Annotated in this window: 27 protein-coding genes; all 27 read right to left on the reverse strand. The window is 53.8% G+C overall.

Going from position 1 to position 23,790, the window contains the following annotated elements:
- Positions 1 to 2: 2 nt before the first annotated feature.
- On the reverse strand, positions 3 to 395 hold the full coding sequence (rpsH, locus tag CIK78_RS01380) for a 30S ribosomal protein S8 (protein ID WP_096276504.1): 393 nt from the start codon (positions 393 to 395) through the stop codon (positions 3 to 5).
- Positions 396 to 427: 32 nt separating this feature from the next.
- Positions 428 to 733 carry a 30S ribosomal protein S14 gene (gene rpsN, locus CIK78_RS01385; RefSeq protein WP_096276506.1) on the reverse strand — a complete coding sequence of 102 codons (306 nt, stop codon included), beginning with the start codon at positions 731 to 733 and terminating at the stop codon, positions 428 to 430.
- Positions 734 to 743: 10 nt separating this feature from the next.
- Positions 744 to 1,283, reverse strand: a complete 540-nt coding sequence (gene rplE / locus CIK78_RS01390; protein WP_096276508.1) for a 50S ribosomal protein L5 — start codon at positions 1,281 to 1,283, stop codon at positions 744 to 746.
- Between the two features lie 18 nt (positions 1,284 to 1,301).
- Positions 1,302 to 1,616 (reverse strand): 50S ribosomal protein L24, encoded by a 315-nt coding sequence (gene rplX / locus CIK78_RS01395; RefSeq protein WP_096276511.1) that lies wholly within the window; start codon positions 1,614 to 1,616, stop codon positions 1,302 to 1,304.
- Positions 1,617 to 1,630: 14 nt separating this feature from the next.
- Positions 1,631 to 2,002, reverse strand: coding sequence for a 50S ribosomal protein L14 (gene rplN, locus CIK78_RS01400; protein WP_096276513.1), 372 nt, complete (start codon positions 2,000 to 2,002; stop codon positions 1,631 to 1,633).
- Between the two features lie 49 nt (positions 2,003 to 2,051).
- Positions 2,052 to 2,312: a 30S ribosomal protein S17 gene (gene rpsQ, locus CIK78_RS01405; RefSeq protein ID WP_096276515.1), complete on the reverse strand. Its 261-nt coding sequence runs from the start codon at positions 2,310 to 2,312 to the stop codon at positions 2,052 to 2,054.
- A 1-nt stretch (position 2,313) separates the two neighbouring features.
- Entirely contained in the window at positions 2,314 to 2,505 is a 192-nt protein-coding gene (gene rpmC, locus CIK78_RS01410) for a 50S ribosomal protein L29 (protein WP_096276518.1), read from the reverse strand.
- Positions 2,505 to 2,918 carry a 50S ribosomal protein L16 gene (gene rplP / locus CIK78_RS01415; RefSeq protein ID WP_007112000.1) on the reverse strand — a complete coding sequence of 138 codons (414 nt, stop codon included), beginning with the start codon at positions 2,916 to 2,918 and terminating at the stop codon, positions 2,505 to 2,507. The genes rpmC and rplP overlap by 1 nt, the downstream gene beginning before the upstream one ends.
- 15 nt (positions 2,919 to 2,933) lie before the next feature.
- The gene (gene rpsC / locus CIK78_RS01420; protein WP_096276520.1) at positions 2,934 to 3,632 is read right to left on the reverse strand and encodes a 30S ribosomal protein S3; all 699 of its coding nucleotides are present in this window, start codon (positions 3,630 to 3,632) and stop codon (positions 2,934 to 2,936) included.
- A 10-nt stretch (positions 3,633 to 3,642) separates the two neighbouring features.
- Positions 3,643 to 3,975, reverse strand: coding sequence for a 50S ribosomal protein L22 (gene rplV, locus CIK78_RS01425; protein ID WP_007112002.1), 333 nt, complete (start codon positions 3,973 to 3,975; stop codon positions 3,643 to 3,645).
- Positions 3,976 to 3,993: 18 nt separating this feature from the next.
- Complete coding sequence (rpsS, locus tag CIK78_RS01430; protein ID WP_096276522.1) at positions 3,994 to 4,269, reverse strand: 30S ribosomal protein S19; 276 nt, start codon at positions 4,267 to 4,269, stop codon at positions 3,994 to 3,996.
- Between the two features lie 33 nt (positions 4,270 to 4,302).
- Entirely contained in the window at positions 4,303 to 5,133 is an 831-nt protein-coding gene (rplB, locus tag CIK78_RS01435; protein WP_096276524.1) for a 50S ribosomal protein L2, read from the reverse strand.
- Between the two features lie 16 nt (positions 5,134 to 5,149).
- Complete coding sequence (gene rplW, locus CIK78_RS01440) at positions 5,150 to 5,446, reverse strand: 50S ribosomal protein L23 (protein WP_096276526.1); 297 nt, start codon at positions 5,444 to 5,446, stop codon at positions 5,150 to 5,152.
- Entirely contained in the window at positions 5,443 to 6,048 is a 606-nt protein-coding gene (rplD, locus tag CIK78_RS01445) for a 50S ribosomal protein L4 (protein WP_096276528.1), read from the reverse strand. The genes rplW and rplD overlap by 4 nt, the downstream gene beginning before the upstream one ends.
- Positions 6,049 to 6,063: 15 nt before the next feature.
- Positions 6,064 to 6,702: a 50S ribosomal protein L3 gene (rplC, locus tag CIK78_RS01450; protein ID WP_008959169.1), complete on the reverse strand. Its 639-nt coding sequence runs from the start codon at positions 6,700 to 6,702 to the stop codon at positions 6,064 to 6,066.
- Positions 6,703 to 6,865: 163 nt separating this feature from the next.
- Positions 6,866 to 7,177, reverse strand: a complete 312-nt coding sequence (gene rpsJ / locus CIK78_RS01455; protein WP_096276530.1) for a 30S ribosomal protein S10 — start codon at positions 7,175 to 7,177, stop codon at positions 6,866 to 6,868.
- A gap of 159 nt (positions 7,178 to 7,336) precedes the next feature.
- Positions 7,337 to 8,530: an elongation factor Tu gene (gene tuf / locus CIK78_RS01460; protein ID WP_096276532.1), complete on the reverse strand. Its 1,194-nt coding sequence runs from the start codon at positions 8,528 to 8,530 to the stop codon at positions 7,337 to 7,339.
- 29 nt (positions 8,531 to 8,559) lie between these two features.
- Positions 8,560 to 10,683, reverse strand: a complete 2,124-nt coding sequence (gene fusA / locus CIK78_RS01465) for an elongation factor G (protein WP_096276534.1) — start codon at positions 10,681 to 10,683, stop codon at positions 8,560 to 8,562.
- Between the two features lie 223 nt (positions 10,684 to 10,906).
- Positions 10,907 to 11,377: a 30S ribosomal protein S7 gene (rpsG, locus tag CIK78_RS01470; protein WP_096276536.1), complete on the reverse strand. Its 471-nt coding sequence runs from the start codon at positions 11,375 to 11,377 to the stop codon at positions 10,907 to 10,909.
- Between the two features lie 132 nt (positions 11,378 to 11,509).
- Positions 11,510 to 11,884 carry a 30S ribosomal protein S12 gene (gene rpsL, locus CIK78_RS01475; protein ID WP_008959173.1) on the reverse strand — a complete coding sequence of 125 codons (375 nt, stop codon included), beginning with the start codon at positions 11,882 to 11,884 and terminating at the stop codon, positions 11,510 to 11,512.
- A gap of 237 nt (positions 11,885 to 12,121) precedes the next feature.
- Positions 12,122 to 16,336 (reverse strand): DNA-directed RNA polymerase subunit beta', encoded by a 4,215-nt coding sequence (rpoC, locus tag CIK78_RS01480; RefSeq protein WP_096276538.1) that lies wholly within the window; start codon positions 16,334 to 16,336, stop codon positions 12,122 to 12,124.
- 10 nt (positions 16,337 to 16,346) lie between these two features.
- Complete coding sequence (rpoB, locus tag CIK78_RS01485) at positions 16,347 to 20,423, reverse strand: DNA-directed RNA polymerase subunit beta (RefSeq protein WP_096276540.1); 4,077 nt, start codon at positions 20,421 to 20,423, stop codon at positions 16,347 to 16,349.
- Positions 20,424 to 20,701: 278 nt separating this feature from the next.
- Positions 20,702 to 21,070 (reverse strand): 50S ribosomal protein L7/L12, encoded by a 369-nt coding sequence (gene rplL / locus CIK78_RS01490; RefSeq protein ID WP_096276542.1) that lies wholly within the window; start codon positions 21,068 to 21,070, stop codon positions 20,702 to 20,704.
- A gap of 111 nt (positions 21,071 to 21,181) precedes the next feature.
- Positions 21,182 to 21,688, reverse strand: a complete 507-nt coding sequence (gene rplJ / locus CIK78_RS01495; protein WP_096276544.1) for a 50S ribosomal protein L10 — start codon at positions 21,686 to 21,688, stop codon at positions 21,182 to 21,184.
- 327 nt (positions 21,689 to 22,015) lie between these two features.
- The gene (rplA, locus tag CIK78_RS01500; protein ID WP_096276546.1) at positions 22,016 to 22,708 is read right to left on the reverse strand and encodes a 50S ribosomal protein L1; all 693 of its coding nucleotides are present in this window, start codon (positions 22,706 to 22,708) and stop codon (positions 22,016 to 22,018) included.
- Positions 22,709 to 22,710: 2 nt separating this feature from the next.
- Positions 22,711 to 23,142 (reverse strand): 50S ribosomal protein L11, encoded by a 432-nt coding sequence (gene rplK, locus CIK78_RS01505; protein ID WP_007112017.1) that lies wholly within the window; start codon positions 23,140 to 23,142, stop codon positions 22,711 to 22,713.
- A 110-nt stretch (positions 23,143 to 23,252) separates the two neighbouring features.
- Positions 23,253 to 23,786, reverse strand: a complete 534-nt coding sequence (gene nusG, locus CIK78_RS01510; protein WP_096276548.1) for a transcription termination/antitermination protein NusG — start codon at positions 23,784 to 23,786, stop codon at positions 23,253 to 23,255.
- Positions 23,787 to 23,790 lie beyond the last annotated feature (4 nt).

Genomic DNA, 23,790 nt, shown 5'->3' on the forward strand with positions numbered 1-23,790 from the left:
TCCTAGAATACGGTGCAGATGACTTCGCCACCCACACCGGCTTGGCGCGCGGCACGATCGGTCATGACACCACTTGACGTAGTGACAATCGCAATACCAAGACCATCGGCGACCTTAGGCAGGTTGTCCTTGCCCATATAGCGGCGCAGGGACGGCTTGGAAACCCGCTGAATATGCTCAATAACCGGCTTACCCTCAAAGTATTTGAGAGTCACGGTCAGCTCAGGTTTAACACCCTCTGCAACCGTAAAGTCGGCAATGTAGCCTTCTTCCTTTAGCACTCGGGCCACTTGCACTTTCAACTTGGAGGACGGCATGGTAGCCGTCTCCTTGGTGGCCATCTGCGCATTGCGGAGACGAGTTATCATATCCGCTAGAGTATCTTGCATGCTCATTTAATGTGCGCTCCTGATGATTCTACGTGGCGTTACCAACTAGACTTTTTGAGTCCAGGGACGTCGCCACGCATGGCGGCTTCACGCAGCTTGTTACGGCCGAGGCCGAACTTGTTGTAAAAACCGTGCGGGCGACCAGTGATGCGGCAGCGATTACGCTGACGCACCGGGCTTGAGTCGCGCGGCAGTTGCTGCAGCTTCAGCGTCGCCTCGAAGCGGTCTTCCTCAGACGAATCAACGCCTGAGATGATCTTCTTGAGCTCGGCACGCTTGGTGGCATACTTCGCCACCAATTGCGTACGTTTGAGCTCACGCTCTATCATACTTTTCTTAGCCATGATCCCACCCTTATTTCTTGAAGGGGAAGTTCAGCGCCGCTAGCAGCGCACGACCTTCCTCATCGGTTTTGGCGGTAGTAGTGATAGTGACGTCCAACCCACGGATGCGATCGATTTTATCATACTCGATCTCCGGGAAGATGATCTGCTCACGCACACCCATAGAATAGTTGCCGCGACCGTCGAAGGACTTCGGGTTGAGACCACGGAAGTCACGCACGCGGGGAATCGCGATGTAAACCAAACGGTCCAAGAAGTCCCACATACGCTCAGCGCGCAGAGTTACCTTGATGCCGATTGGCCAACCTTCGCGCACCTTGAAGCCCGCGATGGACTTACGTGCCTTGGTCACCAACGGTTTTTGACCAGAGAGTTTCTCTAGGTCGCCGATGGCATTGTCAATCAACTTTTTATCGTTGACTGCTTCGCCGATACCCATATTCAGAGTCACTTTCGTGATCCGGGGTACCTGCATAACGTTGGCATAGCTAAACTGTTCTTTAAGTTCAGCTGCTACCTCGTTTTGATAACGTTCTTTCAAGTTCGCCATTTTGCTACCCGACTCGCGTTAGGCGTCGATCTGCGTCTGCGTCGACTTGTAGATACGTACCTTGGTACCGTCTTCCTTAACTTGGAAGCCGACGCGATCCGCCTTACCGGTCTCCGAATTGAAGATGGCTACGTTGGACGCGTGAATCGGAGCCTCACGCTCGACGATACCGCCCTGATTACCCGCCATGGGATTTGGCTTGGTGTGACGTTTAATCATGTTCACACCGGACACCAAGAAGCGGCTTTCTAATACCCGCTTAACAGTGCCACGTTTGCCTTTGTCCTTCCCGGCGATGACGATGACTTCATCGTCACGTTTGATCTTTTGCATATCCGCCTCGCTCCTTACAGCACTTCAGGCGCTAAGGAAATGATCTTCATGAACTTTTCATTACGAAGTTCACGAGTCACCGGCCCAAAAATACGGGTACCGATGGGCTGTTCGTTGGTGTTATTCAACAAAACTGCCGCATTTCCATCGAAACGGATGAGCGAACCGTCGGGACGACGGACGCCACTACGGGTCCGGACCACGACCGCTTTTAGCACCTGGCCTTTTTTGACCTTGCCACGCGGAATCGCTTCCTTAACCGTGACCTTGATGACATCACCTATACGAGCGTAGCGACGGTGTGAACCGCCTAGCACCTTGATGCATTGCACCCGGCGCGCTCCGCTGTTGTCGGCGACATCCAGCATTGTCTGAGTCTGAATCATCGGTTTTCTCCAAACCTAATCTGACTACACTGATTGGACAGCCTCGGGATTAACCCTTGGCGTGTTCAACCACCTCGACGAGCGTCCAGGCTTTCTTCTTGGAAAGCGGACGGCACTCCTGAATGGAAACCGTATCGCCTGCCTTTGCCTGGTTCGCCTCATCATGGGCGTGCAGCTTGGTGGAGCGCTTAACGTATTTTCCGTAGATCGGGTGACGCTCGCGCCGCTCGATCATAACGACGATGGACTTGTCCATCTTATCGCTCACCACTTTACCGGTGAGCGTACGCGTTGTTTTCTCTTCGGCCATCTCAATCACCTGCCTTCTCGTTGAGCATAGTCTTAACGCGGGCGATATCCCGACGGACCTGCTTGAGCAGATGAGTCTGGCTCAGTTGGCCAGTGGCCTTCTGCATGCGCAGGTTAAACTGCTCGCGGAGGAGTTCGAGGAGTTGCTCCTGGAGCTCTCCTGCGGACTTTTCACGAATTTCCTGGGCTTTCATCACATCACCGTCCGTTTCGCAAAGGTGGTGGATAAGGGCATTTTCTGTGCGGCGAGCTCAAACGCTTCACGAGCAAGCTCTTCCGACACGCCTTCTATTTCATAAAGGACCCGACCCGGTTGGATCTGGGCAACCCAGTACTCAACAGAACCTTTACCTTTACCCATACGAACTTCGAGCGGCTTCTTAGAGATCGGCTTATCAGGGAAGACGCGGATCCAGATTTTACCGCCACGTTTAACGTGACGTGTGATCGCACGACGGCCTGCTTCGATCTGGCGCGCAGTGATGCGGCCGCGACCGGTAGCTTTAAGGCCATATTCCCCGAAGCTGATCTTGCTTCCGCGATGCGCCAGGCCACGGTTGCGGCCTTTCATCATCTTACGGAATTTCATACGCTTGGGCTGTAACATCGACTCGCTCTCCCCTTACCTGGAACCTTTCTTCTTGGGCGCGTTGCCGGCAGGCTGTTTGGCCTTGGCACGTACTTCCTCGATACCGCCGAGGATTTCACCCTTGAAGATCCACACTTTGACGCCGATAACGCCATAGGTGGTGTGAGCTTCGTAAGTGGCGTAGTCGATATCCGCACGCAACGTGTGCAACGGAACGCGACCTTCGCGGTACCATTCGGTACGTGCGATTTCAGCGCCACCAAGACGACCTGACAGCTGAATCTTGATGCCACCAGCGCCAAGACGCATTGCGTTTTGTACCGCGCGCTTCATAGCACGACGGAACATTACGCGACGCTCAAGCTGACCCGCTACGTTAGCAGCGACTAGCTTGGCATCCAGCTCCGGCTTGCGAACTTCTTCGATGTTCACATGCACGGGGACACCCATCATCGTGGTGAGATCGCGACGCAAACGGTCGACATCTTCACCTTTCTTACCAATCACAATACCCGGACGGGCGGTGTGAATGGTGATGCGGGCATTGTTCGCCGGACGCTCGATGTGGATGCGGCTCACAGAAGCGCTTTTAAGACGCTCTTCCAAGAAGCTACGCACTTCGAGATCGTTATTGAGCTTATCGGCGTAAGCGCCGCGCTCAGCATACCAGACAGAAGCATGGTCTTTGACGATGCCCAGTCGAATGCCTGTTGGATTGACTTTCTGACCCATCGGTCGACTCCTACTTCTCGGCTACCTTGACGGTGATGTGGCACGTGCGCTTCAAGATACGATCCGCACGCCCTTTGGCACGCGGCTTGATACGCTTGAGCGTCATGCCCTCATCGACGCAGATGGTCGAGACACGCAGCTCGTCAATATCCATGCCGTTATTTTCTTCCGCATTCGCAATCGCGGATTGCAGCACCTTCTTAACCAGCTTGGCAGCCTTCTTCGGTGAGAAGGTCAGCAGGTCGAGTGCCTCGGCGACAGGTTTACCGCGCACCTGGTCAGCCACCAAACGGGCCTTCTGGGCGGATAAACGAGCGCCAAGCAGCTTAGCTGTGACTTCCATCTCTCAATCCTCTCTGGCTTACCGTTTGGCTTTTTTATCCGCCGCATGCCCGCGATAAGTGCGAGTAGCAGCGAATTCGCCCAATTTGTGGCCAACCATTTCCTCGGATACGTGCACCGGGATGTGTTGACGACCATTATGGACAGCGATAGTGAGGCCTACCATGTTTGGCAGGATCATTGAACGACGCGACCAAGTCTTAATTGGTTTGCGATCGTTCTTCTCCACTGCAGCCTCTACCTTCTTCAAAAGATGAAGGTCAATGAAGGGACCTTTCTTTAGTGAACGTGGCACAGCCGTTACCTCTTAATGTCTGGGCAATTTAGATCAGCGCGTCTTATTACGACGACGGATGATCAGCTTGTCGGTGCGCTTGTTCTTACGCGTCTTGTGACCCTTAGTCGGCACACCCCAAGGGGAGACCGGGTGACGACCACCACTGGTGCGGCCTTCGCCACCACCGTGTGGGTGATCCACCGGGTTCATCGCGACACCGCGAACAGTCGGACGCACGCCTCTCCAGCGCTTCGCACCGGCCTTGCCAAGTTGACGCAGGCTGTGCTCAGAGTTGCTCACCTCGCCCAACGTCGCGCGGCACTCAGCCAATACTTTACGCATTTCGCCAGAGCGAAGACGTAGCGTGGCGTAGTTACCTTCACGAGCTACCAACTGGGCGCTTGTACCGGCACTGCGTGCAATCTGCGCACCTTTACCCGGCTTGAGTTCGATGCAGTGCACCGTAGAACCCAATGGGACGTTGCGCAGCGGCAATGCATTGCCTTTCTTGATCGGCGCATTAACACCAGATTCCAGCACGTCACCCGCGCTGACACCTTTCGGTGCAATGATGTAACGACGCTCACCATCGGCATACATCAGCAGCGCAATGTGCGCACTGCGATTGGGATCGTGTTCTAAACGCTCAACGGTGGCTGGAACGCCATCTTTGGTACGTTTGAAATCGATCAACCGATAGTGGTGACGATGACCACCGCCTACGTGGCGAGTGGTAATGCGACCGTTATTATTACGGCCACCGGACTTGGACTGTTTTTCCAAAAGCGGCGCATAAGCACGGCCTTTAAACAGTTCCTCGCCAACGATCTTGACGACGTGGCGACGACCGGCGGAAGTGGGTTTGGTCTTGACGATTGCCATTATCCGTACTCCTGCCCTATTCGGCGCCTGAGAAGTCTTCGAGCGTTTCACCCGCAGCCAGGGTCACATACGCTTTGCGGTAACCCTTACGTAGGCCAACGCCGTTCGCAGTACGCTTCGTTTTACCCTTCATGTTCAGCACCTGAACACTGCCGACCTTCTTACCGAAAAGTGCTTCTACGGCTTTCTTGATCTCGGGCTTGGTAGCATCGCGTGCCACCTTGAAAACGTACTGGTTGCGCTCGGCTGCCATCGCGGCCTTTTCGGTCACGTGCGGTCCAAGCAGAACCTTGAATACGCGTTCCTGGTTCATGCCAGCTTCTCCTCGAATTTACGCAGGGCGGAGACGGTAATCAGGACCTTATCAAAGGCTACCAGACTTACCGGGTCAGCTGCCGCGACATCCACCACGTCAACGTGGGGAAGGTTGCGTGCGGCCAAATAGAGCTTTTCGTCAACTTCTTCTGTGACGATCAACACTTTTTCAAGGTTGAGCTCTTTCAGCTTGGCAGCTACCTGCTTGGTCTTAGGCGCATCGACGCTGAACTCTTCAATCGCGACTAGGCGCTCTTGACGTACCAGCTCAGACAGGATGGAGCGCATCGCTGCGCGGTACATCTTGCGGTTAACCTTCTGGGTGTAGTCTTGCGGACGAGCCGCGAAGGTTACGCCGCCGCTACGCCATAGCGGAGAGCGGATAGTACCGGCACGTGCACGACCGGTGCCTTTCTGACGCCAAGGCTTTTTGCCACCGCCACGAACGTCGGAACGACTCTTTTGTGCGCGAGTTCCCTGACGGCCACCAGCCAAATAGGCAGTAACCACTTGGTGAACGAGCGCTTCGTTGAATTCTTTGCCAAAAGTGGCGTCGGCTACTTCAACGGTACCCGCGCCTGCAGCAAGATTCAGATTCATTGGTAATTATCCCCTTCAGCCTGCTTTCACGGCGCTGCGAACGATAACGTCACTACCGGGAGCACCCGGTACTGCGCCTTTGATCAGCAGCAGGTTACGCTCGGCGTCGACACGGACGATCTCAAGGCTTTGAACGGTGCAACGGGCGTTACCCATTTGACCGGCCATCTTTTTGCCTTTGAAAACGCGACCCGGAGTCTGACACATGCCGATAGAACCCGGCGCGCGATGCGACAGAGAGTTACCGTGAGTCATGTCTTGGGTACGGAAATTCCAGCGCTTAACAGCACCCTGGAAGCCTTTACCCTTAGAGGTGCCAGTCACGTCAACCATTTGACCAGCTTCGAAGAGGGATACGGTGATTTCGCCACCCACCTCAGGAATTGTTTCGCCTTCTGCAAGACGAAATTCCATCAGTGCACGACCAGCCTCAACACCCGCCTTGGCAAACTGTCCAGCTTGCGCTTTGGTGAGGTGCTTGGCTTTACGAGAACCAGATGTGACCTGAATCGCTGCGTAACCGTCAGACTCGACAGATTTAACGCGTGTAACACGATTAGGATCAACTTCAATAACGGTTACGGGCACAGACGCGCCGTCTTCGGTAAAGACACGGGTCATCCCGGCCTTTTTACCGACTAAACCGATAGTCATACTCAGTCTCCTATAGTGTACGGGGCTATCACCCGCTATGGCTGCCCTTTCCAGAGCATTCCACTAGCACATTGTATGGCGCCTCACGGCGTGGCGGCTGCTGCTCATACTAAGCTTGTCTAAAACAAGCGATGAACGCTGGGCCGCAAAGTGACTAGTGTAATTAGTTGAGCTTGATTTGCACGTCAACGCCAGCGGCGAGATCGAGCTTCATCAGCGCATCAACAGTTTTCTCAGTCGGCTCAACGATGTCGAGCACACGCTTGTGAGTCCGAATCTCATACTGGTCACGCGCATCTTTATTGACGTGCGGCGAGATCAGAATGGTGAAGCGCTCACGATTGGTTGGCAGCGGGATCGGCCCACGAACCTGAGCACCAGTACGCTTAGCGGTTTCAACAATCTCCGCTGTGGACTGATCGATCAGGCGATGGTCGAACGCTTTCAACCGAATGCGAATCTTTTGGTTCTGCATTTGCCCTAAACTCCAATGGATGTCGACGGCGCGAGCCGTCTACCCACGCATTCAAAGGATGCGCATTATAGGCACGCCACAAGCCCATGTCAAACATTTGCTGATGGTGCGCAGAAAAGGGGGCTCATCAGAGCCCCCTTCATCATTCAAGCAAATAGCTTACTTGACGATCTTAGCTACAACGCCAGCACCGACAGTACGACCACCTTCGCGAATTGCGAAGCGTAGACCGTCGTCCATGGCAATCGGAGCGATCAAGGTAACAACCATTTGCACGTTGTCACCAGGCATAACCATTTCAACACCTTCCGGCAGCTCACAAGTACCCGTTACATCGGTGGTACGGAAGTAGAACTGAGGACGGTAGCCCTTGAAGAAAGGCGTATGACGACCACCTTCTTCTTTGGACAGAACGTAAACTTCTGCTTCGAAGGTAGTGTGCGGGTGAATGGTGCCCGGCTTGGCCAGTACCTGACCACGCTCGACGTCATCACGCTTAGTACCACGTAGCAGGGCGCCAACGTTCTCACCAGCACGACCTTCGTCGAGCAGTTTGCGGAACATTTCAACGCCAGTAACGATCGTTTTAGTGGTGTCACGAATACCGACGATTTCAACTTCTTCGCCCGCTTTCACGATACCGCGCTCTACACGACCGGTTACAACAGTACCGCGGCCAGAGATAGAGAACACGTCTTCGATCGGCATCAGGAACGGCTGGTCGATCGCACGCTCCGGCTCAGGAATGTAATCATCCAGAGCTTTGATCAGATTAGCAACGGCGGTGGTACCCATGCCGTTCTCATCTTCACCGTTCAACGCCATCAGCGCAGAACCTGTGATGATCGGCGTGTCGTCGCCCGGGAAATCGTACTGGTCGAGGAGTTCACGAACTTCCATCTCTACCAGTTCGAGCAGCTCTTCGTCATCAACCATGTCCGCTTTGTTCAGGAACACAACGATGTACGGTACGCCAACCTGACGAGACAGCAGGATGTGCTCGCGAGTTTGCGGCATCGGGCCGTCAGCGGCAGAACATACCAGGATCGCGCCGTCCATCTGCGCAGCACCGGTGATCATGTTCTTGACGTAGTCAGCGTGTCCTGGGCAGTCAACGTGCGCGTAGTGGCGCATTTCAGACTGGTATTCCACGTGCGACGTAGCGATAGTGATACCGCGCTCGCGTTCTTCAGGAGCGTTATCGATAGACGAAAACTCACTCCAGTCGCCGCCGAAAACTTCAGCAGACACGCGGGTTAGGGCCGCTGTCAGAGTCGTTTTACCGTGGTCGACGTGACCAATGGTGCCGACGTTGACGTGCGGTTTGGAACGTTCAAATTTTTCCTTAGCCACTGCTATAACCTCTTTACGTTAGCTAACGGTTAACCGTTTTGATTGATGACGGCTTCAACGACGCTGGAGGGCGCCTCCTCGTACTTCGAGAACTCCATAGAGTAGCTCGCACGGCCCTGGGATTGCGAGCGTAGGTCGGTTGCGTAACCGAACATCTCACCCAGCGGTACCGTTGCACGAATGACTTTACCTGCGGAAGAGTCATCCATGCCCTGCACCAGACCGCGACGACGGCTCAGGTCGCCCATGACGTCACCCATAAACTCTTCGGGGGTCACGATTTCGACCTTCATCACCGGCTCCAGCAGCACGGCCTTGGCCTTCCTGGCACCTTCTTTAACGGCCATAGAAGAAGCAATCTTGAACGCAGTCTCGTTAGAGTCTACGTCGTGAAAAGAGCCATCGAACAGCGACACTTTAACGTCGATCATCGGGTAACCCGCAATGACGCCGTTTTTGAGCTGCTCATAAGCACCCTTCTCAACCGCGGGGATGTATTCCTTAGGAACCGTACCGCCCACGACTTCAGAGTTGAATTTGAAGAAAATTTCATCTTCGCCTTCACCCTTTTCTTCTGCAGTCAGCGGCTCGATACGCAGCCAAACGTGACCATACTGACCACGACCACCGGACTGACGCACGAACTTGCCTTCTTGCTCAACGCTGCCGCGAATCGTTTCGCGGTAAGCTACTTGAGGCTTACCGATATTAGCTTCAACTTTGAACTCGCGACGCATACGGTCAACGATAATATCCAAGTGAAGCTCACCCATACCAGAAATAATCGTCTGGCCGGTTTCTTCGTCGGTTTTAACCTGGAAGGAAGGATCTTCCTGAGCCAATTTGCCCAGAGCAACACCCATCTTCTCCTGGTCACTCTTGGTCTTCGGCTCAACAGCAACCGAAATAACCGGGTCCGGGAACTCCATACGCTCGAGAACAATTTTGTTGTCGATATCGCACAGGGTGTCACCAGTAGTGACGTCTTTCAGACCGATACAAGCAGCGATATCGCCAGCCAGGATCTCTTTGATCTCTTCGCGTGAGTTGGCGTGCATCTGAACGATACGACCAACGCGCTCTTTCTTCTGTTTAACGGAGTTATAAACACCGTCACCAGATTTCAGAACACCCGAATAGACGCGAATAAACGTCAGCGTACCAACGAAGGGGTCGGTAGCGATTTTAAACGCCAATGCCGCAAACGGAGCACTGTCATCTGCTACGCGAGTAGCGATGGTACCGTCTTTATCGTCAAGCTCACCTTCGATCGCCTTAACTTCAGTCGGCGAAGGCATGTATTCGATAATGCCGTCCAGCACTGCTTGGACGCCCTTATTCTTAAAGGCAGAACCACAGGTGACTAGCACGATGTCGTTACGCAGAGTACGCGCGCGCAGACCAGCCTTGATCTCTTCGATGCTGAGCTCAGTACCGTCGAGATACTTCTCCATCAGCTCATCAGAGCCTTCGGCAGCGGCTTCAACCATTTCTTCGCGATACTTCTCAGCCGTTTCTTGCAATTCAGCTGGAATATCGACGAGCTCATAGTTCATACCCAGACTTGCCTCATCCCAAAGGATGGCTTTCATCTGAATAAGGTCGATAACGCCTTTAAAGTCTTCTTCCGTACCCCAATTGATTTGGATCGGTACGGCGTTGGCACCCAGGCGCTCTTTCAATTGGTCAACAACCATGAAGAAATCAGCGCCGGTACGGTCCATCTTGTTGACGAAGACCATACGCGGCACTTCGTACTTGTTGGCCTGACGCCATACGGTTTCGGTCTGCGGCTGAACGCCGGAAGAACCACACAGCACAACGACCGCACCATCAAGGACACGCAGTGAACGCTCAACTTCGATTGTGAAGTCAACGTGCCCAGGGGTATCGATGATGTTGATACGGTGCTCGTCAAACTGCTTAGCCATACCTTGCCAGAAGGTGGTTACAGCAGCCGAGGTGATAGTAATACCACGCTCTTGCTCCTGCTCCATCCAGTCTGTAGTCGAAGCACCTTCATGCGTTTCGCCCAACTTATGGGAAAGGCCGGTATAGAACAGTACCCGCTCAGTTGTCGTGGTTTTACCCGCGTCAACGTGAGCGACGATACCGATATTGCGATAGCGATTAAGTGGTGTCTTGCGTGCCACGGTAAAACCCCCGTTAGTTGGCGATGCTCGTTAATTTAGCAGCGGCGAAAGTGAGCCTTACGCTACCGCCACCATCACAGCGGCGGGGTGTTGCAACAAAGCGACTCGACTTACCACTTTCAACGACGCCATGCTGAAACAACGTGCATATATAAACGCGAACTTTGTAAACACTGCGCTTACAAACGCCGTACTTAAAAACGCCGTTCTTAAAGCGACGCTCTTAGAAACGATAGTGCGAGAAAGCTTTGTTGGCTTCGGCCATACGATGCACGTCTTCGCGCTTCTTAACAGCAGAACCTTTGCCTTCAGCGGCATCCAGCATTTCACCAGCCAGACGGTGCACCATGGTTTTCTCACCGCGACGACGCGCAGCGTCTACCAGCCAGCGCATTGCAAGCGCTTGACGGCGTGACGGACGAACTTCAACCGGCACCTGATAGGTCGCACCACCCACACGGCGCGACTTCACTTCGACCATAGGCTGGATGGCTTCCAGCGCCTTGTCGAAGATTTCCAGCGGATCTTCTTTACTACGCTCAGCAACCTTGTCCAACGCACCGTAAACGATGCGCTCAGCTATGGACTTTTTGCCGCTGACCATCAGGTGGTTCATGAACTTCGCCAGACGCTCACTTCCGAACTTAGGATCCGGCAGGATGTCGCGTTTAGCTACTACTCTTCTTCTAGGCATGATAAGCCCTCAATTAAGGATCTTTCAGGTAAACCCGAGACTCGTGCTGCGCCTACTAGCATTCGCAGCGCCCGACCTTACTCTTATCAGACCGTCAAATTCGTGATAATCGTTACTTAGCAGACCCTAAACTTAGGACTTAGGACGCTTAGTACCGTATTTAGAACGACCCTGACGACGATTTTGAACGCCGGAGGTGTCAAGGGCGCCACGAACAGTGTGATAACGCACACCTGGCAAATCCTTTACACGGCCGCCACGAATCAAAACGACAGAGTGTTCTTGAAGGTTGTGACCTTCACCACCGATGTAAGAAGACACTTCGAAACCGTTGGTAAGGCGCACACGGCAAACCTTACGCAGGGCCGAGTTAGGCTTCTTCGGGGTGGTAGTGTAAACGCGCGTACATACGCCGCGTTTTTGCGGACAGGCCTGCAGCGCTGGCACGTCACTTTTGGTGACGGGGCGCTTGCGCGGCTTGCGCACTAGCTGATTAATCGTTGCCATGGTGTTTAGCTGACTCCAATGGTTGCCTTAGCCTTTTAACAAATACAAGCAGCAGATGCGGGCGCACCCACCCCACTGTTAAAGGCTGCGCATTCTAAAGGCTGACCCTATGTGGCGTCAAGCCTTGCCGGCGGTTTAACCGGCAAGACTGCGCTTTTCAGGTCAGCTATTCGTTTTACTTACTTTTTCACTTGCGATTTTACTTACTGTCTTCACTTACTATTTCTAGCCCCAACGTTACAGCTCATCGTCAGAATCGAGAGCGGTTAGCTGAGCACCTAGCTCCTGCTCTACCTCGGTGGCCGAGGGGTTGAACAGTTGCTCAACGTCTTCGCGCTTGCGACGACGTTCCGCGTGGTGAGTTAACCCCGTACCGGCTGGTATGAGACGACCCACTACCACGTTTTCTTTCAGACCGCGCAAATAATCGCGCTTACCGGTCACCGCTGCTTCGGTCAGTACTCGCGTTGTCTCCTGGAAGGAGGCCGCAGAGATGAACGACTCGGTGGCCAGACTAGCCTTGGTAATACCCAGCAGCATACGCTGATACTTAGCCGGGAATTTCTTCTCTTTCTCAAGACGAGCATTCTGTTCCAGCACGCGAACCAGCTCAGCTTGGTCACCAGTGATGAAGTCAGAGTCACCTGAGTCGGTAAGCTCTACCTTGCGTAGCATCTGACGCACGATTACTTCGATGTGCTTATCATTGATACCTACGCCCTGCAGACGATAAACGTCCTGCACTTCGGCAGTGATGTACTTGGCAAGTTCCTCAACACCCAGCAAACGCAGGATATCGTGGGGATTGCTCGGGCCATCAGAAATAACTTCACCCTTTTCGACGGCTTCACCTTCGAAGACGGCGATTTGACGCCATTTCGGAATCAAGGCTTCAAACGGATCGCCAGACTCCGGGGTAATCATCAAACGACGCTTACCTTTAGTTTCTTTACCGAAGCTAACAACACCGCTGATTTCCGCCAAGATAGACGACTCTTTCGGCTTACGCGCCTCAAACAAGTCAGCAACCCGTGGTAGACCACCGGTGATATCTTTGTTAGCCGAAGCCTCTACAGGAATACGGGCAACCACTTCACCCACACCGATAGTGACACCGTCATCAACCGAAATAATCGAGTTACCAGGCAGCAAGTACTGTACCGGCGTATTCGAACCGGAAACAGACACGTACTCGCCCGCGCTGTCTTGCAGCATCACCATCGGGCGCTTATCGCGACCAGAGATCGGACGTGCCGCCGATTCGATAACTTCAATAGAGGACAGGCCGGTCATCTCATCGACGCTGCGGTGCATGGTGACACCTTCGTCGAGATCGATAAACTGCGCCTTACCTTCTACTTCAGCAACGATCGGATGAGTGTGCGGATCCCATTTAGCAACAATGGCACCGGCGTCGACTACATCGCCGTCACGCACAGAAAGCTCGGCACCGTAAGGCAGCTTATAGTACTCACGCTCGCGACCATGATCGTCGGCAACGGCCAGGGCACTGGAACGCGAAACCACCACCAGCTTGCCATCGGCACGCTCAACGTGCTTGATGTTATGCAGGCGAACCTTGCCGCCGTGCTTAACCTGTACGCTGTCAACCGCAGATGAACGCGAAGCCGCACCACCGATGTGGAACGTACGCATGGTCAGCTGGGTGCCCGGCTCACCGATCGACTGAGCAGCGATCACGCCGACTGCTTCACCGATGTTGACCTGGTGGCCACGCGCCAAGTCACGGCCGTAACAAGAAGCACACACGCCGTGAGAGGTCTCACAGGTGATGGTGGAGCGCACGACAATTTCGTCGACACCCATGGTGTCGAGCTCGGCACACCACTTCTCATCCAGCAACGTTGTGCGAGGAATCAAAATTTCGCCAGTACCAGGATGCACGACTTCTTGTGCAACCACACGACCCAGCACACGCTGAGAGAGCGGTACAATGATGTCGCCGCCTTCGATGATCGGGTGCAGCGTCAAACCGTTCTCGGTGTCGCAATCGACTTCAGTAATAACCAAGTCTTGCGCCACGTCGACCAGACGACGGGTCAGATAACCGGAGTTAGCTGTTTTCAGTGCCGTATCCGCCAGACCTTTACGCGCACCGTGAGTCGAGATGAAGTACTGAAGTACGTTCAAACCTTCACGGAAGTTGGCAACGATCGGCGTTTCGATGATCGAACCATCCGGCTTGGCCATCAGGCCCCGCATACCGGCCAACTGACGGATCTGGGCAGCAGAACCACGTGCCCCGGAATCAGCCATGATGAAGACGCTGTTAAACGAATCCTGTTCAACTTCGTTGCCATCACGATCGATGACGGTTTCTTTAGAGATACCCACCATCATCGCCTTGGCGACTTTATCGTTGGCCTTGGACCAAATATCGATAACCTTGTTGTACTTCTCACCCGCTGTTACTAGGCCAGAAGAGAACTGGTCTTCAATTTCTTTAACTTCGGCTTCAGCGGCGTCAACAATTGCGGTTTTTTCATCGGGAATAACGAAGTCGTTAACACCGATAGAAGCACCGGACCATGTGGCCAAACGGAAGCCTGTATACATCAGTTGGTCAGCGAAGATAACAGCCGGCTTCAGACCAGCACGACGATACACTTCGTTGATCAGGCTGGATATCGCCTTCTTCTTCATCGGCTGATCAATCAGCTCGAACGGCACGCCTTCAGGCAGAATACGGAACAGTAGCGCACGGCCTACCGTCGTGTCATAAATGCGGCGATGGAAGCTACGCTCACCGGTCTCTTCTTCAACATCGATCTCGTCTAAACGCACTTTGACGCGGGCGTGTAGTGCGACTGACTGAGTACCAAACGCGCGCTCTACCTCGTTGAGGTCAGAGAACACCATGCCCTCGCCTTTGGCGTTGATCTTTTCGCGGGTCATGTAATACAGACCCAGAACAACGTCTTGCGACGGTACGATGATCGGCTCGCCGTTAGCAGGCGACAGCACGTTGTTGGTCGCCATCATCAGCGCACGCGCTTCAAGCTGCGCTTCCAGCGTCAGCGGTACGTGTACCGCCATCTGGTCACCGTCAAAGTCGGCGTTGTAGGCAGCACAGACCAGCGGGTGCAGCTGAATCGCTTTACCTTCGATCAACAGCGGTTCAAACGCCTGGATACCCAAACGGTGAAGCGTCGGCGCACGGTTAAGCAGTACCGGGTGTTCGCGGATAACATCGGCAAGGATGTCCCACACTTCCGGCAACTCGCGCTCAACCATCTTCTTGGCGGCTTTAATCGTTGAGGCGTAGCCCAGCGACTGAAGCTTAGAGTAGATAAACGGCTTGAACAGCTCTAACGCCATTTTCTTCGGCAGACCACACTGGTGCAGGCGCAGCGTCGGGCCCACGGTGATTACCGAACGGCCAGAGTAATCGACGCGCTTACCCAACAAGTTCTGGCGGAAGCGGCCTTGCTTACCTTTGATCATGTCGGCAAGTGATTTCAGCGGACGCTTATTAGAGCCCGTGATCGCACGGCCACGACGACCGTTATCGAGCAACGCATCAACGGCTTCTTGAAGCATGCGTTTTTCGTTGCGCACAATAATATCCGGCGCATTAAGATCCAGCAGACGCTTCAAACGGTTGTTGCGGTTGATCACACGACGGTAAAGGTCGTTGAGATCAGAGGTCGCGAAGCGGCCACCGTCTAGCGGTACCAGCGGACGCAGATCCGGCGGCAGCACGGGCAGCACTTCCATAACCATCCACGCAGGCGCATTGCCAGAGTGGTAGAACGCTTCAAGCAGTTTCAGACGCTTAGAAAGCTTCTTAATCTTGGTCTCAGAGTTAGTCTGCGGAATTTCTTCACGCAGATGATTAATCTCTTCTTCCAGATCGATGTCTTTCAGTAGTTCTTGAACAGCTTCGGCACCCATGCGGGCATCAAAGTCGTCGCCAAACTCTTCCAGCGCCTCGAAGTACTGCTCGTCGTTCAGCAGCTGACCGCGCTCTAGCGTGGTCATGCCAGGATCGATCACCACAAAGCTTTCGAAATACAGCACGCGCTCGATATCACGCAGCGTCATATCGAGGAACATGCCGATACGTGACGGCAATGACTTCAGAAACCAAATGTGAGCAACCGGTGAGGCAAGCTCAATGTGCCCCATGCGCTCACGGCGCACGGCGGCTTTGGTGACTTCAACGCCACATTTTTCGCAGATAATACCGCGATGCTTCATGCGCTTATATTTGCCGCACAAGCACTCATAGTCCTTTACCGGGCCAAAAATCTTGGCGCAGAACAGGCCGTCCCGCTCCGGTTTAAAGGTACGGTAGTTAATGGTCTCAGGCTTCTTCACCTCGCCAAACGACCAGGAGCGAATCATGTCCGGCGACGCCAGGGTAATCTTGATCGCGTCAAATTCTTCGGACTGAGACTGCGATTTGAGTACTTTCACCAAATCTTTCATGGGACGGCTCCTAGCTCTCTAACTCGATATCGATGCCCAGCGAGCGGATTTCCTTCACGAGTACGTTGAAGGATTCCGGCATGCCTGCCTGCATGGTGTGGTCGCCATCCACGATGTTTTTATACATCTTGGTGCGGCCTTCGACGTCGTCCGACTTGACGGTGAGCATTTCTTGTAGCGTGTATGCCGCGCCGTAAGCTTCCAACGCCCACACTTCCATCTCACCGAAGCGCTGACCACCGAACTGCGCCTTACCACCCAAGGGCTGCTGGGTAACCAGCGAGTAAGAACCGGTAGAACGCGCGTGCATCTTGTCGTCTACCAAGTGGTTAAGCTTCAACATATACATGTAGCCGACGGTGACCGGACGATCAAAGGCGTCACCGGTACGGCCATCAAACAGGGCCATCTGACCCGACTCAGGAATGTCCGCCAGTTTCAGCAGATGCTTGATTTCGTGCTCTTTAGCACCGTCAAACACCGGCGTCGCCATGGGCACACCGCCTTTCAGGTTCTTTGCCAGCGCGATGATTTCATCATCGGTCAGAGAATCGAGATCTTCAACGCGAGTACCTGGCGTATTGTAGATCTGACCCAAGAAGTCGCGAATTTCGGCAACTTGTTGACCGCGTGCATCGCGCAGCATGGCTTCGATCTTGACGCCTAAGCCGCGTGCCGCCATACCCAAGTGAGTTTCAAGGATCTGACCGACGTTCATACGTGACGGTACGCCCAGCGGGTTAAGCACCACGTCGACCGGCTCGCCCTTCTCATCGAACGGCATATCTTCGATCGGCATAATCGCCGATATAACACCTTTGTTACCGTGACGACCGGCCATCTTATCGCCCGGCTGAATGCGGCGCTTGACAGCCATATAGACTTTGACGATTTTCAGCACGCCCGGCGCGAGGTCATCGCCCTGGGTTAACTTGCGCTTCTTATCTTCAAAGCGCTCGTCCATTTCTTTACGACGGTTTTCCAGCTGTTCGTCGGCCTGAGCAAGCAGCTCATTAAACGACTCATCCTGCATACGCAGTTTGAACCACTGCTGACGTGGCAGCTCTTCAAGATAGGCATTATCAAGCACATCGCCTTTCTTAAGGTTCGGGCCGCCGTTAACCGCTTGGCCTTCTAGAGTGCGCTGAAGACGCTCAAACGTCGCTTCTTCGGCAATACGGTATGTTTCTTGAAGGTCCTTACGAACTTCATCAAGCTGCATCCGTTCAATGGTCAGCGCGCGCGAATCTTTCTCTACGCCATCACGGGTGAAGACCTGGACATCAATGACCGTCCCTTTCATGCCGGTAGGGGCACGCAGCGAGGTGTCTTTAACGTCAGACGCTTTCTCACCGAAGATGGCACGCAGCAGCTTCTCTTCTGGCGTCAGCTGGGTTTCACCCTTCGGCGTTACCTTACCCACCAGAATGTCACCAGGGCCTACTTCAGCACCGATGTAAACGACGCCGGCTTCATCCAGCTTGGAGAGCGCAGATTCGCCTACATTAGGAATATCGGCGGTGATTTCTTCCGAACCCAACTTGGTGTCGCGAGACACGCAGGTCAGTTCCTGAATATGAATCGTAGTGAAACGGTCTTCTTGAACCACCCGCTCAGAAAGTAGGATGGAGTCTTCGAAGTTGTAACCATTCCAAGGCATGAACGCGATGCGCATGTTCTGACCCAGGGCCAGATCACCCATATCAACAGACGGACCGTCGGCAAGAATATCGCCGCGCGCTACGCTGTCACCAGGACGCACGATGGGGCGCTGGTTCATACAGGTGTTTTGGTTCGAGCGGGTGTACTTGGTCAGGTTGTAGATATCAACGCCGGCTTCACCGCCGATGATTTCATCTTCATTGACACGTACGACCACGCGACGAGCGTCAACGGAGTCAATCACGCCGCCACGGTTCGCAACCGCACAAACACCGGAGTCACGAGCCACGAAGCGCTCCATGCCGGTACCTACGAGAGGTTTATCAGCACGCAGTGTCGGCACCGCCTGACGCTGCATGTTCGAACCCATCAAGGCGCGGTTGGCGTCATCGTGCTCCAGGAACGGAATCAATGCCGCGGCGACCGACACTACCTGACGAGGCGATACGTCCATCAGGGTAACCTGCTCGGGACGCATAAAGGTGGTTTCACCGCGGTGACGCACCTGCACCAAATCATCGGTCAGCTTGTTAGACTCATCGACCGCCGCCGACGCCTGAGCGATAACGAAATCGCCCTCTTCGATCGCCGAAAGGTGAACGATGTCGTCAGTCAGCTGGCGATCAACCACTTTCCGGTACGGCGTTTCTAGGAAGCCGTAGCTGTTGGTGTGGCTATACGTTGCCAGGGAGTTGATCAGGCCGATGTTCGGGCCTTCTGGCGTTTCGATTGGGCATAGGCGCCCATAGTGCGTGGCGTGTACGTCACGTACTTCGAAGCCAGCACGCTCACGGGTCAAACCACCGGGGCCGAGTGCAGACACACGACGCTTGTGGGTAACCTCAGAAAGCGGGTTGTTTTGGTCCATAAACTGCGAAAGCTGGCTGGAACCGAAGAACTCTTTCACCGCCGCCGCTACGGGCTTGGCGTTGATCAAGTCTTGGGGCATCAGGCCTTCGCTTTCCGCCATGGAAAGACGCTCTTTAACGGCGCGCTCTACGCGCACTAAGCCAACGCGGAACTGGTTTTCGGCCATTTCGCCTACACAGCGAATACGGCGGTTACCCAGGTGATCGATATCGTCAACGTCACCGAAGCCGTTACGAATACTGATCAGCTCGCGCAGCACGTCGAGGATGTCTTTGCGATCCAATACGCCAGAGCCCGTGTCAGTCTCGCGACGCAGGCGACGGTTGAACTTCATGCGGCCAACGCCCGACAGGTCGTAGCGGTCCTCAGAGAAGAACAGGTTGTTGAACAGCGTCTCTGCAGACTCTTTAGTAGGCGGCTCGCCGGGACGCATCATGCGATAAATTTCAACCAATGCTTCAAGCGCGGAATTCGTAGCATCCAGCTTCAAGGTATCGGAAACGAAAGAACCACAGTCTAGATCGTTGGTGTACAGGGTCTCTATCAGCGCAATGCCGCCCTGAGCCATACGCTCCAGCACTTCCGGGGTGATCTCGGTATTACACGGGCAGATCAGCTCACCGGTTTTAGTGTCGATTTGGTCTTTGGCTAGCGTTTTACCAAAGAGATACTCCATCGGCACATCCAGGCGCTCAAGGCCGGCTTTTTCAAGCTGACGAATGTGCTTCTGGGTAATCCGGCGACCTTCTTCAACAATCGTCTCACCAGCGGAATCTTTGATGTCGAACGTTGCGGTTTCACCGCGTAGACGCGACGGTACGAGCTCCACAGAGAAACCTGATTTCTCGATGTGGAAGACGCTGGTTTCAAAGAATTCGGCCAGGATCTCTTCGGTGCTCATTCCCAGCGCACGCATCAATACCGAGGCCGGTAATTTACGGCGACGGTCAATACGCACAAAGACGTTGTCTTTGGGATCAAACTCAAAGTCTAACCAGGAGCCACGGTAAGGAATAACGCGGGCTGAGTAGAGCAGTTTGCCAGAAGAGTGGCTCTTGCCTTTGTCGTGATCGAAGAACACACCGGGCGAGCGGTGGAGCTGGGAAACGATAACCCGCTCAGTACCGTTTATAACAAAGGTACCGTTCTCGGTCATCAGGGGGATTTCCCCCATGTAGACTTCCTGCTCTTTTATATCTTTGATTGCTTTGTTCGAAGAGTCGCGATCATAGATGATCAAGCGAACCTTAACGCGCAGCGGAGCGGAGTACGTGACGCCGCGTAGCTGGCATTCCTTAACATCGAACGCCGGCGTGCCGAAACGGTAGCTGACATACTCAAGCGCCGCATTGCCGGAGAAGCTCTCAATCGGAAACACGGACTTAAACGCCGCGTTCAGGCCGACTTCGTGACGCTCGTCGGGCGAACGATCTTGCTGGAGGAAGTCGTAATAGGAATCAAGCTGGATAGCCAACAAGTAAGGCACATCCATCACTTGGGGCAGTTTGCCGAAATCCTTGCGGATGCGTTTTTTCTCAGTATATGAGTAAGCCATCTGTATTCCCCAGCTTGTTCACCATGGGTGACCGATGCGTGGTCATCGCTGCCCGGCGGGCTTCGTCAGACGCAGACAGCAAGCTCCTAAATCGGTAGCTCGCCGTCGAAAATCTAGTTCGATAACACTGTAGTCGATAACACTATATTCAATAACGTTCTTACATTTCTGTCGCTGCTGCTAACAAACATCAGTTACAACAGAAAAAGGCCGGCAGCGGGATATCCCGCCGCCAGCCGTGGAAGCTTACGCAGCGCGCAAAGCCGTCCGCACAAAAATTACTTGAGCTCGACGGTGGCGCCCGCTTCTTCCAGCTTAGCTTTAGCAGCTTCAGCGTCGTCTTTAGACAGGCCTTCTTTGATGGTCGCAGGAGCGCCATCAACAGCGCCTTTAGCTTCTTTCAAGCCAAGACCGGTGATCTCACGAACTGCTTTGATCACGTTAACTTTCTTCTCACCAGCAGAGGTCAGAACAACGTCAAACTCAGTCTGTTCTTCAGCAACTTCGCCGCCAGCAGCAGGGCCAGCCATAACGGCAGCTGCTGCAGAAACGCCGAATTTCTCTTCCATTGCTTCGATCAGCTCGACAACTTCCATTACGGACATGTCGGCTACTGCATTGATGATATCGTCTTTGGTCAGTGCCATTGTCTCATTCCTAACTTTGCGGAGTCTCGGTTAGCCGAGAACTCAGGATTCATTGCTTGGTTCAGGCAGCACGCCGATAAAACAGTTCACGCCGCCTGCAAGAAACGCTGCTTATGCAGCTTCTGCTTCTTGCTTCTGATCGCGCAGGGCGGCCAGAGTACGAACCAGCTTGCCAGCGGAGGCTTCTTTCATTACCGACATCAACTTGGCAATTGCTTCGTCGTAAGTCGGTAGGGTTGCTAGACGATCGATGTCAGCAGCCGGAATCAGCTCACCTTCGTAGGCCAACGCTTTCACTTCGAAGTTTTTGTCTACTTTAGCAAACTCTTTGAACAGTCGAGCGGCAGCGCCCGGGTGTTCTGTAGAGAAGGCCAACAACGTAGGACCAACGAAGCTATCGTTTAAGCACTCCCACTGAGTGCCCTCGAGTGCGCGGCGAGCCAGCGTGTTACGTACAACACGTAGCTCTACACCATTCTCACGCGCCTGCTTACGCAGATCGGTCATTTTACCAACCGTTACGCCGCGAGAATCAGCAACTACGACGGAGAGTGCGCCCTTGGCCGCTTCACTGACCTCGGCAACAATCGCTTTCTTGCCTTCAAGTGCTAGTGGCACAGTGATCACTCCTTCGTGCCGGAACCCAAGAAGGTTCCGGTGGTTACCATCTCTTCCCACACTGCCCTGCCGTATAGCCAGAAAGCGTGAGAAGCCTTAGGGATGGTGCTCACCAGAAAGCTGCTTAAAGCTTTAACCAACTGGCGGCCACACCATCTGCGCAGGCGCTTATGGGGCAATTAAGCCGCTCTTGTTGAGCACAAACATCGTGCTAATCAGGAGCGGCACCTGCGGTCTTTGACGATGCCCCGGCAGTTTTATTAACCAAACGGGGGACCGCAAAGTTCTTGCTCGGTTCTCTTACTTTAACGCTAACGACCTCTCACTTTACGCGAAAGAGGAGTGATCGATAGTCAGACCTGGGCCCATGGTAGTGGACATGGTCATTTTCTTAAAGTAAATGCCTTTCGACGCACTCGGCTTGAGGCGCTTTAGGTCAGCAACAAGGGCTTCCAGGTTGCCGTTAATGGCTGCAGCATCAAAGTCCACTTTACCCAGGGTAGTGTGGATGATGCCGTTTTTGTCGGTACGGAAACGCACCTGACCAGCTTTAGCATTCTTAACCGCTGTCGCGACGTCAGGCGTCACGGTGCCAACTTTGGGGTTAGGCATCAGGCCGCGTGGACCTAAAATCTGACCCAACTGACCGACAACACGCATTGCGTCAGGAGAAGCGATAACGACGTCAAAATCCATCACGCCTTTTTTCACTTGCTCAGCTAAATCTTCCATGCCCACAATGTCGGCGCCCGCTTCTTTAGCGGCTTCGGCATTGGCACCCTGGGTGAAGACCGCGACACGTACATCTTTACCAGTGCCGTTAGGCATAACCGTAGCGCCACGCACTACCTGGTCGGATTTACGTGGGTCAACGCCTAGGTTGATGGCAATATCAACAGACTCTTTGAATTTAACGGTAGACAGCTCAGAGAGCAGCGCTACAGCTTCTTCAATAGAATAAGCTTTGTTAGTGTCTACTTTCTCGCGAATTACCTTCGCACGCTTAGACAGTTTAGCCATGATCAAAGACCCTCCACGTTTAGGCCCATGCTGCGAGCACTGCCAGCAATGGTGCGCACTGCGGCGTCAAGATTAGCAGCCGTCAAATCAGGCTCTTTCGTCTTGGCGATCTCTTCAAGCTGCTCACGCGTAACGGTACCGACTTTCTTCTTGTTCGGCTCACCGGAACCCGACTTGATACCAGCGGCTTTTTTCAGCAGCACGGCAGCAGGCGGTGTTTTGGTGACGAACGTGAAGCTACGGTCTGAGTAGACAGTGATCACAACTGGCGTCGGCAGGCCCGGCTCAATTTCTTGAGTCGCGGCGTTGAACGCTTTACAGAATTCCATGATGTTCACGCCGTGCTGACCCAGTGCTGGGCCTACCGGCGGACTTGGATTGGCTTTACCTGCAGCAACCTGCAGCTTGATGTAAGCCTGTACTTTCTTGGCCATCGTTTTTACTCCAATTGGGTAATAGCGCCCGAAGGCTCCCCGGTACCAGCGAACCGGCTATTTAGCCGCCTCGCACGAATATCGTGCTTACTCTTTCTCAACCTGCGAACTTACTCTTTCTCAACCTGCGAGAACTCTAACTCAACAGGCGTAGAGCGCCCGAAGATCAGCACGCTGACCTGCAGGCGACTCTTTTCATAATTCACTTCTTCAACGACGCCGTTGAAATCTGCAAACGGACCGTCGACAACACGCACTGACTGACCCGGCTCAAACATTGTTTTGGGCCGCGGCTTGTCAGTACCGTCTTTAACGCGCAGCAAAATAGCATCCGCTTCGCGAGAGGTAATAGCAGCCGGCTTTTCTTTGGTACCGCCAATGAAACCCATAACTCGGGGCGTCTCATTAACCAGGTGCCATGTTTCGTCGGCCATCTCCATCTCGACCAATACGTAGCCGGGATAAAACTTGCGCTCACTCTTGCGTCGCTTACCGTCACGCATCTCGACGACTTCTTCTGTCGGCACCAGGATTTCGCCAAAGCGATCTTCCATGCCATACATCTTCACACGCTCAATCAATGAACGCATGACATGCTTTTCAAACCCAGAATAAGCGTGAACGACGTACCAACGTTTGGACATGAAA

The sequence above is a fragment of the Halomonas sp. JB37 genome, assembly GCF_002332255.1.
Taxonomy (GTDB): domain Bacteria; phylum Pseudomonadota; class Gammaproteobacteria; order Pseudomonadales; family Halomonadaceae; genus Vreelandella; species Vreelandella casei.

Coding starts and splice junctions, on each gene's coding strand:
- rpsH (WP_096276504.1), bottom strand. CDS start 395: ATGAGCATGCAAGATACTCTAGCGGATATGATAACTCGTCTCCGCAAT.
- rpsN (WP_096276506.1), bottom strand. CDS start 733: ATGGCTAAGAAAAGTATGATAGAGCGTGAGCTCAAACGTACGCAATTG.
- rplE (WP_096276508.1), bottom strand. CDS start 1,283: ATGGCGAACTTGAAAGAACGTTATCAAAACGAGGTAGCAGCTGAACTT.
- rplX (WP_096276511.1), bottom strand. CDS start 1,616: ATGCAAAAGATCAAACGTGACGATGAAGTCATCGTCATCGCCGGGAAG.
- rplN (WP_096276513.1), bottom strand. CDS start 2,002: ATGATTCAGACTCAGACAATGCTGGATGTCGCCGACAACAGCGGAGCG.
- rpsQ (WP_096276515.1), bottom strand. CDS start 2,312: ATGGCCGAAGAGAAAACAACGCGTACGCTCACCGGTAAAGTGGTGAGC.
- rpmC (WP_096276518.1), bottom strand. CDS start 2,505: ATGAAAGCCCAGGAAATTCGTGAAAAGTCCGCAGGAGAGCTCCAGGAG.
- rplP (WP_007112000.1), bottom strand. CDS start 2,918: ATGTTACAGCCCAAGCGTATGAAATTCCGTAAGATGATGAAAGGCCGC.
- rpsC (WP_096276520.1), bottom strand. CDS start 3,632: ATGGGTCAGAAAGTCAATCCAACAGGCATTCGACTGGGCATCGTCAAA.
- rplV (WP_007112002.1), bottom strand. CDS start 3,975: ATGGAAGTCACAGCTAAGCTGCTTGGCGCTCGTTTATCCGCCCAGAAG.
- rplB (WP_096276524.1), bottom strand. CDS start 5,133: ATGGCAATCGTCAAGACCAAACCCACTTCCGCCGGTCGTCGCCACGTC.
- rplW (WP_096276526.1), bottom strand. CDS start 5,446: ATGAACCAGGAACGCGTATTCAAGGTTCTGCTTGGACCGCACGTGACC.
- rplD (WP_096276528.1), bottom strand. CDS start 6,048: ATGAATCTGAATCTTGCTGCAGGCGCGGGTACCGTTGAAGTAGCCGAC.
- rplC (WP_008959169.1), bottom strand. CDS start 6,702: ATGACTATCGGTTTAGTCGGTAAAAAGGCCGGGATGACCCGTGTCTTT.
- rpsJ (WP_096276530.1), bottom strand. CDS start 7,177: ATGCAGAACCAAAAGATTCGCATTCGGTTGAAAGCGTTCGACCATCGC.
- rpsG (WP_096276536.1), bottom strand. CDS start 11,377: ATGCCTAGAAGAAGAGTAGTAGCTAAACGCGACATCCTGCCGGATCCT.
- rpsL (WP_008959173.1), bottom strand. CDS start 11,884: ATGGCAACGATTAATCAGCTAGTGCGCAAGCCGCGCAAGCGCCCCGTC.
- rpoC (WP_096276538.1), bottom strand. CDS start 16,336: ATGAAAGATTTGGTGAAAGTACTCAAATCGCAGTCTCAGTCCGAAGAA.
- rpoB (WP_096276540.1), bottom strand. CDS start 20,423: ATGGCTTACTCATATACTGAGAAAAAACGCATCCGCAAGGATTTCGGC.
- rplL (WP_096276542.1), bottom strand. CDS start 21,070: ATGGCACTGACCAAAGACGATATCATCAATGCAGTAGCCGACATGTCC.
- rplA (WP_096276546.1), bottom strand. CDS start 22,708: ATGGCTAAACTGTCTAAGCGTGCGAAGGTAATTCGCGAGAAAGTAGAC.
- rplK (WP_007112017.1), bottom strand. CDS start 23,142: ATGGCCAAGAAAGTACAGGCTTACATCAAGCTGCAGGTTGCTGCAGGT.
- nusG (WP_096276548.1), bottom strand. CDS start 23,786: ATGTCCAAACGTTGGTACGTCGTTCACGCTTATTCTGGGTTTGAAAAG.